Below are 3,879 nucleotides of genomic sequence, written 5' to 3'. Positions count from 1 at the left end.
AGCCGGAGAGGTCGGTGCGCGCGCCGCCGACGAGCTGCCAGCCGCCACCGCGGCCGGGCTGCGGGTAGACGGGCACGCCGGCGGCGGAGAGGGCTTCGAGGTCGCGGCGGGCGGTGGCGACCGAGACCTCCAGCTCTTCGGCCAGCTCGCCCGCGGTCACGCGGCCGCGGGTCTGCATCAGCAGGAGGGTGGCCACGAGGCGGTCGGCGCGCATGGGGGAAGTGTCGCAAGCAAAGTGCTCACTCCGTGCGCACTTTCACTCCGCATGATGGCTCCACACCGCTTGAGAGGAGCAGCCATGCTGCGAGGAATGGCCACCGTTTCGTACTTCGCCGACGACCACGAGGCCGCGAAGGAGTGGTACGCGGAGTTCCTCGGCCTCGAGCCGTACTTCCAGCGGCCCGGGTACGCCGAGTTCCGCATCGGCGACCACCAGCACGAGCTCGGGCTGATCGACCGGAAGTACGTCCCGGCGAGCCGGGGCGGGGCGAGCGGCGAGATCGTCTACTGGCACGTCGACGACCTCGAGGCGGCCGTCGCCCGCCTCCACGAGCTGGGCGCGAAGGAGCACGAGCCGATCACCGAGCGCGGGCCGGGCTTCGTCACGGCGTCGGTCGTCGACCCGTTCGGCAACGTGCTCGGCGTGATGACCAACGCGCACTACCTGGCGATGCTGGCGCGCTGACGGAGTGTGCGGCGGCACCACCGGATCTTGCTGACTTGTAGCCGCCGCACACATGGTCCGCGACGCGGGTCACGCTTACCGTTCCCGTCCATGACCAGCGATCTGGACGGGCGCACCGCCCTCGTGACCGGCGGCGCCGGGGGCATCGGCCTCTCCTGCGTCCGCGCGCTCGCGGCGGCCGGGGCCAAGGTGCACGTCGTCGACGTCGACGCCGAACGGGCCGAAGCCGCCGCCACCGAGGTCGGCGGCTGGGCGCACGCCGCCGACCTGACCGACCCCGCGGCCGTCGGCGCGCTTCCCGCCGAGGTCGACATCCTCGTCAACAACGCCGGCATCCAGCACGTCGCGCCGATCGAGGACTTCCCTCCGGACGTCTTCGCCCGCATCCAGGCGCTGATGCTCACCGCGCCCTTCCTGCTCACCCGGCACGCGCTGCCGTCGATGTACGCCAAGGGCTGGGGCCGGATCGTCAACATGTCCAGCGTCCACGGCCTGCGCGCTTCCCCGTACAAGGCCGCATACGTCGCCGCGAAGCACGGGCTCGAAGGGCTCTCCAAGGTCGCCGCCCTCGAAGGGGCCGCGCACGGGGTGACCAGCAACTGCGTGAACCCCGGGTACGTCCGCACCCCGCTGGTCGACGGCCAGATCGACGCCCACGCGGCCGAACACGACATCCCGCGCGAGGACGTCGTCGCCGAGGTCCTGCTCAAGCGCGCCGCGATCAAGAAGCTCATCGAACCCGATGACGTCGCTTCCCTGGTGGTGTGGCTGTGCTCCCCGCGCGCCGGCCACATCACCGGGGCGTCCATCCCGCTCGACGGCGGCTGGACCGCCGCCTAAGTCCCGCCCGACCACAAGGAAGTGGAGCCCGCAGTGAGCCAACCCCACCGGTCGGCGATCGCCAAGATCGTCGGCGCGAGCCTGATCGGCACCACCATCGAGTGGTACGACTTCTTCCTCTACACCTCGGCCGCCGCGCTGGTGTTCAACAAGCTGTTCTTCCCGACGGCGGACCCGCTCACCGGCACGCTGCTGGCGTTCCTGACCTACGCGGTCGGGTTCCTCGCCCGGCCGATCGGCGGCCTGGTGTTCGGGCACTTCGGCGACCGGCTCGGGCGGAAGAAGCTGCTCATCGTCAGCCTGTCGCTGATGGGCGGGTCGACCGCGCTCATGGGCGTGCTGCCGACGTACGCCTCCGCGGGCGTCGCGGCGCCCTTGCTGCTGACGCTGCTCCGCCTCGTCCAGGGCTTCGCGCTCGGCGGGGAATGGGGCGGCGCGGTCCTGATCGTCTCCGAGCACGGCGACGACCGCCGCCGCGGGTTCTGGGCGAGCTGGCCGCAGTGCGGTGCGCCGGGCGGCAACCTGCTGGCCACCGCCGTGCTGGCGATCCTGTCCGCGACGCAGTCCGATGCGGCGTTCCTGTCGTGGGGCTGGCGGATCCCGTTCCTGCTCTCGGCGGTGCTGCTGCTGATCGGGCTGTGGATCCGGCTGGCCGTCTCCGAGTCGCCGGTGTTCCTCGCCGCGCAGAAGCAGGCCGAAAGCCGCGGCGAGAAGCACGTCCCCGTCGTCGACGTCTTCCGCCACAACTGGCGCGAGGTGCTGATCACCATCGGCGCCCGGATGGCCGAGAACGTGTCGTACTACGTGATCACCGCGTTCATCCTGGTGTACGTCACGACCGGGCTGCACCTGCCGAAGGGCATGGGCCTGACCGCGGTCCTGATCGGCTCGGCCGTGCACTTCGTGACCATCCCGGTCTGGGGCGCGCTGTCCGACCGCGTCGGCCGCCGCCCGGTCTACCTGTTCGGCGCGATCGGGATGGCCGTGTGGTCCTTCGCGTTCTTCGCCCTGCTGGACACGAAGTCGTCGGCGGTGATCGTGCTGGCCACCACCGTCGGGCTGGTGCTGCACGGCGCCATGTACGGCCCGCAGGCGGCGTTCTTCGCCGAGCAGTTCCCGACCCGCGTCCGCTACACCGGGCTGTCGGTCGGCGGCCAGCTGTCCTCGATCGCCGCCGGTGCCGTCGCGCCGCTGATCGCCGTGGCGCTGTTCTCGGCCTGGGGCAGCACCGTGCCGGTGTCGCTGTACGTCGCCGGGATGTGCCTGCTCACCGTCATCGCGCTGCTGGCCGCCCGCGAGACCCGCGGTCAGTCGCTGCACGACGGCAGTGTCGAGGCGGAACAGGCGACCGTTTCGCCCTAGCATGACCGCCGTGACCGCACCTTCCGACGCGTTGCGCCGGCTGCTTGACCTGCTCGCCTCCGGGGCGAGCACCGAGCAGCTGGCGCACGTCGTCGTGGCCGCCCGCGCCGAAGGCACCCTCGGCGCGAGCGACCTGGCCGCGCTCGCCAGCGCGGGCGAGCTGGCGCTGCGGATCCGCGAGACCCTCGCCGAGCACCGGCGCCGCGAAGCCCAGCTCACGGCGTTGTTCGAGACCGCCAGCGAGCTCGCCGCGCTGTCCGATCCGGACACCGTGCTGCGCTCGATCGTCCGCCGCGCGCGGGCCCTGCTCGGCGTCGACGTCTCCTACCTTTCGCTGAACCGCGAAGCCGAGAACAAGACCTACGTCCGGGTCAGCGACGGTTCGGTGTCGGCGGAGTTCCAGCAGATCGTGCTCGGCATGGGGGAGGGCCTCGGCGGGCTGGTCGCGCAGACCGCGCGGCCGTACGCGACTTCGGACTACTTCACCGACGAGCGGTTCAAGCACACCCGCCACATCGACTCCGGCGTCAAGGACGAAGGCCTGACGGCGATCCTCGGCGTCCCGCTCGCCATCGGCCCCAAGGTGCTCGGCGTGCTCTTCGCCTCCGACCGCGCCACGCGGGAGTTCACCGCGGACGAAGTGGCCCTGCTGTCGTCGCTGGCCGACCACGCGGCCATCGCGCTGGACAGCGCGAACCTCCTCGACCAGACGCGCCGCGCGGTCGCCGAGCTCAACGAGGCCAACGCGACGATCCGGGCGCAGAACGAGGCGATGGAACGCGCCGAGGACGCCCACGACCGGCTCACCGACCTGGTGCTGCGCGGCGGGGACCTGCCCGACGTCGCCGACGCCGTCGCCGGCGTGCTGCACGGCGACCTCACGGTGTACGACGCCGACGGCACGCTCCTGGCCAATTCGGCGGCTCCCGTCGCGCTCGACCCGGCCGCGCTCGCCGCGGCCCGCACCGCCGGGCGCGCGGTGTCCACTGAGG

At 71.9% G+C, this 3,879-nt stretch carries 5 protein-coding genes; 4 read left to right on the top strand and 1 reads right to left on the bottom strand.

Going from position 1 to position 3,879, the window contains the following annotated elements; genetic code table 11:
• On the bottom strand, nucleotides 1-214 hold a 214-nt coding region (locus tag G3I65_RS21705), incomplete at its 3' end, for a YafY family protein (protein WP_160697741.1).
• 84 nt (nucleotides 215-298) lie between these two features.
• Between G3I65_RS21705 and G3I65_RS21700 the strand changes: the two genes are divergently transcribed.
• The 4 genes from G3I65_RS21700 to G3I65_RS21685 form a co-directional block, all read left to right on the top strand.
• Nucleotides 299-685 (top strand): VOC family protein, encoded by a 387-nt coding sequence (locus G3I65_RS21700; RefSeq protein WP_160697740.1) that lies wholly within the window; start codon nucleotides 299-301, stop codon nucleotides 683-685.
• 90 nt (nucleotides 686-775) lie between these two features.
• Nucleotides 776-1,525, top strand: a complete 750-nt coding sequence (locus G3I65_RS21695) for a 3-hydroxybutyrate dehydrogenase (protein WP_160697739.1) — start codon at nucleotides 776-778, stop codon at nucleotides 1,523-1,525.
• A gap of 33 nt (nucleotides 1,526-1,558) precedes the next feature.
• On the top strand, nucleotides 1,559-2,887 hold the full coding sequence (locus tag G3I65_RS21690) for an MFS transporter (RefSeq protein WP_160697738.1): 1,329 nt from the start codon (nucleotides 1,559-1,561) through the stop codon (nucleotides 2,885-2,887).
• A gap of 1 nt (nucleotide 2,888) precedes the next feature.
• Nucleotides 2,889-3,879 (top strand): GAF domain-containing protein (locus G3I65_RS21685; protein ID WP_160697737.1); only part of this gene is annotated, 991 nt, incomplete at its 3' end.

This window comes from Amycolatopsis sp. SID8362 (assembly GCF_010550475.1).
GTDB classification, from domain to species: domain Bacteria; phylum Actinomycetota; class Actinomycetes; order Mycobacteriales; family Pseudonocardiaceae; genus Amycolatopsis; species Amycolatopsis eburnea.
This window is presented reverse-complemented; position numbering and strand designations above follow the sequence as displayed.

Coding starts and splice junctions, on each gene's coding strand:
- G3I65_RS21700 (WP_160697740.1), top strand. CDS start 299: ATGCTGCGAGGAATGGCCACCGTTTCGTACTTCGCCGACGACCACGAG.
- G3I65_RS21695 (WP_160697739.1), top strand. CDS start 776: ATGACCAGCGATCTGGACGGGCGCACCGCCCTCGTGACCGGCGGCGCC.